The following is a 5,113-nucleotide window of genomic DNA, read 5'->3' on the forward strand; positions in this document are numbered from 1 at the left end:
TCGTGTTCATGACCAAGCTCCATTCGGGGGATCGACACCACCACCACGAGGGGGATCACGGCGGGGTGCGAGCACCACTCAGGCACTCGAAAGACTTGGGGGGATCCCGTCCAGGGCCCAGGGGGTGGACCAGACGGGGTGCAACAAGACCGGCAACCCGGGGAATCCGCAGGCCACACCCTGCGGGGTGGGCGGCGCTCGTGGTGCCGGGACCAGATGTAACGACCGGGCGGCCGCCATCATTCCGGGGCCGCTCACCCTGCCATCAAGGCGGGCCCTACTCGATCGTCCAGGTGATGTAACGACCCCGCCCCCGTCCCCATTCCACCCCCGGGATGCCGCCGACCACACCCCCAAACCGGACACCCGGCCTGACACGGCACAGACCAACCGGACATACCACCCAGCCAGCGCAGGTGACGCATCGAGATCATGGAAGAATTCGGCCCCTCCAGGGGCCCAGCCCTTCCAAGATCTCGCCACGGAACAGGGCTGAGCCGGCACCACCCACCCGGCCAGTCTGGCGTTACGCTGACACCATGCAGGGCCTCTCCCCCACGGCAGCCGGCGTGCCCCATCAGGCGCGGCCCGGCCGACCCGCTGTGGTGGCCCGTACGCTCGCCGAGCTGGCCGGCCCGACCCGGGGCGTCGTCGAGCTGCCGGTACGGCTGATGTGGTGCCCGGACCGCCGCTTCGACCTGGGCGACCCGGACCAGTTGCTGTGGATGTACGAGAACGTCCTGCGGGAGACCACCCGCACCGACGATCTTCGCGATCTGATCAACGGCCGGACGTTGCGACGGGTGTGGCGGTTGCTCAACCTGCCGCGAGGCGTACGCCAGGCGTGGGAGAGCCGTCACCCGGGTCTCCGTACGGCGTGACCACCGCGCACCTGCACGGGTTCTACCGGGAGGTGGCCCGGCTGGCCCTGTCGGCGGCCGGGCCGCACCGGTTCGTGCTGGGCGGTGGCGTGGCGTGGGCGGCCCACGGGCTGGTGACCCGCCCGACCGAGGACGTGGACCTGTTCGCCGACGTCGAGGGGGCCGCCGCGGCGGCGGCCGGGGACGTCCGGGTGGCGTTGGAGCGCGCCGGTTTCGTCGTGGAGGACGCGGATCCGGACAGTGAGCTGGCCGGGCTGTTCGACGGCTTCGACCGGGATCTGCGGGACTTCGTGGTGAGCCGGGACGGGCGGCAGCTGCGGCTCAGTCTGGCCCGCCTCGACCGGCACCGCAGCCCGGTCGTGATGGACCTCGGCCCGGTGATGGACGTCCGGGACCTGATGGCCAGCAAGACCGCCGCCCTGGTGAATCGGCGCGAGGTCCGGGACTACATCGACGTGGCGGCGGCCCTCGACCGGCACGACGTCGCCGAGTTGCTGGCGCTCGCCTGGCAGCTCGACCCTGGCCTGGACCCGACGGACGTCCGCGACGCCGGCCGCTACCTCGACCGGCTGCCGGACGCCCGCTTCGCCCGCTACGGCCTGGGGGCCGCCGGCGTCGCGCACGTCCGCAACCGCTTCACCACCTGGCCCCGCTGACCGTCCACCCGCGTCGGCCAGGGCCAACCTGACGCCGCCCACCGCACCCGGGAGCCGCCCCGCCGCGGCTCGGGTCAGGCGCCGTGCCGCAGGTCCCAGCGGTGCGGGTCGTCCGGCTCCGGGCGGTCCCGACGCGGCTCGGTCTCGGTCAGCTCGACCCGCTCCTCCGGGCGGGCCGCCGGGGGCAGCTCGCCGAACCGGGCGTGCCGCAGGAAGGCGTACTCGTCGTCGGTGAACGGCGGCTCACTCATCGGGCGCCTCCCTCGTCGGCATTCATTCTCCGCCCGCCCCTGGTCGGCTGGCCAGCCACGATCCCGGGCGCTGGCCAGGCGGTGAATCCGTTGCCCGTCACACCGCGTAGAGCGTCCTAGGATCCTATGGGAAAGGAGCGTGCGGGGAGGCGGTCCACCAGCGCCAGCGCGGCCCGCACCGGCATCCGGGCCAACGTCTCGTCGAAGCTCGCCCGCCCCTGACAGAACCGCACGAACATCCGCCAGCCCGGTGGAGTCGCGAGCAGCGCGTGGAAAACCTCCGGCCGGCGGGTGAACGCGTCGAGGAAGCGGTGCCCGGCGCGCATCGACGGCACCAACGCCTCGGCCACCCCCCGCTCGTACCCCGGCAGGTCGTCGGCGACCACCGCCGCGCCGGCCAGCGCGCCGGAGCGCAGCGCGTAGCTGATGCCCTCCCGGCTCCACGGCTCCAGCAGACCGGCCGCGTCACCCGCCACGAGCACCCGCCCCCGACGCACCGGCGAATCCTCACGGCGACAGCGGGTGAGGTGGCCGGAGTCGTGGACCGGCTCCACACCCGACAGACCCAGCCGCTCCACGAACGACCGCAGGTACGCCCGGGTCCGCTCCCCCGCCCCCCGCGCCGCGATCACCCCCACCGTGAGCAGATCGCCCTTCGGGAACACCCACGCGTACGAGCCGGGCAGCGGCCCCCAGTCCAGCAGCACGCGGCCCCGCCAGCGCGCCTGCTCCGCCGGCGGCACCGGCAGCTCCAACTCCAGCCCCAGGTCCACCTGCCGGTGGCGGACACCCACGTGCCGGGCGGTCACCCCGGAGGACCCGTCGGCGCCGATCACCGTACGGGCGGTCACCGCCTCCCCGCCGGCGAGCCGCAGGCGTACCCCCTCGGGAACCTCCTCGACCGCGCGGACCGCGACCCGCTGGCGCAGCTCCGCCCCGGCGGCGACCGCGGCCGCCCGCAGCCGGTCGTCGAACTCCTCCCGGCGCACCATCGTCACCAGCGGCCCCTCGGCGTGACGGCGGGTGAACCGGCCTCGCCCGTCCCGGGTGAACGTCACCCGGTCCACCCGGTCGTGCGCCGGCACCTCGACCCGGTCGCCCACCGCGGCAAGGGACGTGCCGATCAGGCCGCCGCCGCAGGTCTTGTACCGCGGATGCGCGGCACGCTCCACCACCAGCGTGCGGACACCCGCGCGGGCGGCCACGTACGCGGCGGACAGGCCCGCCGGACCCCCGCCCACCACCGCGAGATCCCAGAAGGTCACCGCTGCAGCCTAGGGCCTGTCCTGCCGATCATGTCGAGCCGAGGCGAGGTCGAAACGGCCCGTCACACGGGACGGCGCGGCACCCCACACCGCCCGATCGGGTGAGCATCTTCGGTCACCCGCCGGGTAACCGCGGCGCAGGCCGCCTGCACCGTGGGCGGGTACCGAAGGAGGACGACATGCAGCAGGTGCAACTGTCGGAGGTCGAGGAACGGGTGTACGACGCGGTCGCGGCCCTCGAAGCGCGTGGCCAGGTCCCCTACCCCGACCTCATCGCCGAGGAGACCGGGCTGACCGAGGAGCAGCTCCGCGCACCCCTGCACCAGCTCACCCAGAAGAACCTCCTGCACCGCGAGGACTCGCCGATGGCCGGCCTGGACTTCGGCCCGCGGTTCTGCGCGCAGCAGCTTGCGTGACGCTTCACCACCAGGGCTCGGGGTAGCGGTCAGCGTATGCGTGATCGTCCGTCTCCGGGCCCGACGGCACGCCCCGCCGGCGACCCGCCACCCGGGCTCCGGCGGCGCTGGCCGGCCCTCGGAGTCGGTCTCGTCGCCGCCTTCATGACACTGCTCGACGTCAGCATCGTCAACGTCGCCGTCCCGTCGATGGAGCGCGCACTCGGAGCGTCCCCGAGCGACCTCCAGTGGGTGCTGTCCGGGTACGCGCTGACCTTCGGGCTGGTGCTCGTGCCCGCCGGCCGGTTCGGCGACGCGCACGGCCGGCGTACCGCCTTCGTCGTCGGCATCACCCTGTTCACCGTCACCAGCGCCGCCGCCGGCCTGGCACCCTCCCCCGCCTGGCTGGTCGCCGCCCGCCTGCTCCAGGGCGCCGCCGCCGGGGTGGTCAACCCGCAGGTGACCGGGCTGATCCAGGAACTGTTCCAGGGCCCCGAACGGGCCCGGCCGTTCGGGCTGCTCGGCGCGACCATCGGCATCTCCACCGCCGTCGGCCCCCTCCTCGGCGGCCTGCTCATCCACGTCGGCGGCACCGAACACGGCTGGCGGTGGGTGTTCTTCGTCAACGTGCCCGTCGGCGTCCTCGCCGTCGCCCTCGGCTGGCGGCTGCTCCCCCACCGACCGCGGGGCCGCCCCGACCACCGGCGGCTGGACCCGTTCGGCGTGGTGCTGCTCGGGATCGGCGTGCTGCTCGTCCTGCTGCCCCTGGTACAGCAGCAGTGGCGCAACCCGGCCAAGTGGCTGCTCGTACCGGCCGGGCTGCTCGCGCTGGCCGGCTTCGCCGGATGGGAACGGTGGTACGCCCGCCGCCGCGAGCCGCTGTTCGACCTGCGGCTGTTCGGCGTCCGGTCGTACGGGCTGGGCGCGCTCATCGCGCTGATCTACTTCGGCGGCTTCACCGCCATCTTCTTCGTCTTCACCCTGTACCTCCAGAACGGCCTCGGCTACAGCGCGCTCGTCGCCGGCCTGGCCATCACCCCGTTCGCCCTGGGCTCGGCCGCCGCGTCCGCCATCGGCGGCCGGATCGTCAACCGGTACGGCCGACCCCTCGTCGCGGTCGGGCTCCTCGCCGTCGTCGGCGGCCTGCTCAGCGTCGTCCTCGCGCTGGACCGGGTCCCCGCCGGCGTACCCGTACCGTGGTGGACCGCCGCACCGCTGCTGCTGGCCGGTCTCGGTAGCGGCCTGGTGATCGCGCCCAACCAGACCCTCACCCTCTCCCAGGTCCCGGTCGGTCAGGCGGGCAGTGGAGCGGGCATGCTCCAGACCGGGCAGCGCATCGGCTCCGCCGCCGGCATCGCCGCCGTCGGCTCCACCTTCTTCTCCGCCCTCGCCGCGAGCGGCGGCGACTGGTCGGTCGCCTTCCGCCACTCACTGCTGATCGCCAGCGGCACCATCGCGCTCGCGCTGGTCGCGGCCCTCGTCGACATCCTCCGCAGCCGCCGGGGCTGAGCTCTTCCGGGGGTACGCCGGCCGGCCGGTTCAGCTCTTCAGAGGTACAGGCTGGGTTCTTCCTGCTGTTGAGGCAGTGCCGCCCCCGGGCCCGGTGTGGGCTCGGGGGCGGCGCTGGGGTGTCGGTGTGCAGGTCGCCTCTCGGCGAGTGGCGCG

6 protein-coding genes are annotated in these 5,113 nt (G+C 73.9%); 4 read left to right on the forward strand and 2 right to left on the reverse strand.

Translation table 11 applies throughout. The features are described 5' to 3' along the window. Window positions 1–539: 539 nt before the first annotated feature. Both AB0873_RS31610 and AB0873_RS31615 read left to right on the forward strand, forming a co-directional pair. A complete protein-coding gene (locus tag AB0873_RS31610; protein ID WP_155332158.1) occupies window positions 540–881 on the forward strand; it encodes a hypothetical protein in 342 nt (113 codons plus the stop codon). Further along, entirely contained in the window at window positions 878–1,537 is a 660-nt protein-coding gene (locus AB0873_RS31615) for a nucleotidyl transferase AbiEii/AbiGii toxin family protein (RefSeq protein ID WP_366604386.1), read from the forward strand. Before AB0873_RS31610 ends, AB0873_RS31615 begins: the two co-directional genes overlap by 4 nt. A gap of 74 nt (window positions 1,538–1,611) precedes the next feature. On the opposite strand, the gene AB0873_RS31620 is transcribed toward AB0873_RS31615, so the two are convergent. Continuing rightward, the gene (locus AB0873_RS31620) at window positions 1,612–1,788 is read right to left on the reverse strand and encodes a hypothetical protein (RefSeq protein ID WP_366604387.1); all 177 of its coding nucleotides are present in this window, start codon (window positions 1,786–1,788) and stop codon (window positions 1,612–1,614) included. Window positions 1,789–1,904: 116 nt separating this feature from the next. Next, window positions 1,905–3,053, reverse strand: a complete 1,149-nt coding sequence (locus AB0873_RS31625; protein ID WP_366604388.1) for a geranylgeranyl reductase family protein — start codon at window positions 3,051–3,053, stop codon at window positions 1,905–1,907. Window positions 3,054–3,232: 179 nt separating this feature from the next. On the opposite strand from AB0873_RS31625, the gene AB0873_RS31630 reads away from it, so the two are divergent. Both AB0873_RS31630 and AB0873_RS31635 read left to right on the forward strand, forming a co-directional pair. Further along, window positions 3,233–3,469: a hypothetical protein gene (locus tag AB0873_RS31630; protein WP_366604390.1), complete on the forward strand. Its 237-nt coding sequence runs from the start codon at window positions 3,233–3,235 to the stop codon at window positions 3,467–3,469. 36 nt (window positions 3,470–3,505) lie between these two features. Further along, window positions 3,506–4,957, forward strand: a complete 1,452-nt coding sequence (locus AB0873_RS31635; RefSeq protein ID WP_366604391.1) for an MFS transporter — start codon at window positions 3,506–3,508, stop codon at window positions 4,955–4,957. Window positions 4,958–5,113 lie beyond the last annotated feature (156 nt).

This window comes from Micromonospora sp. NPDC047707 (assembly GCF_040704235.1).
Classification (GTDB): Bacteria; Actinomycetota; Actinomycetes; order Mycobacteriales; family Micromonosporaceae; genus Micromonospora.

What these genes read in the sequence shown, in the direction of transcription:
- AB0873_RS31610 (WP_155332158.1), top strand. Translation starts at nt 540, where the DNA reads ATGCAGGGCCTCTCCCCCACGGCAGCCGGCGTGCCCCATCAGGCGCGG.
- AB0873_RS31620 (WP_366604387.1), bottom strand. Translation starts at nt 1,788, where the DNA reads ATGAGTGAGCCGCCGTTCACCGACGACGAGTACGCCTTCCTGCGGCAC.
- AB0873_RS31630 (WP_366604390.1), top strand. Translation starts at nt 3,233, where the DNA reads ATGCAGCAGGTGCAACTGTCGGAGGTCGAGGAACGGGTGTACGACGCG.
- AB0873_RS31635 (WP_366604391.1), top strand. Translation starts at nt 3,506, where the DNA reads ATGCGTGATCGTCCGTCTCCGGGCCCGACGGCACGCCCCGCCGGCGAC.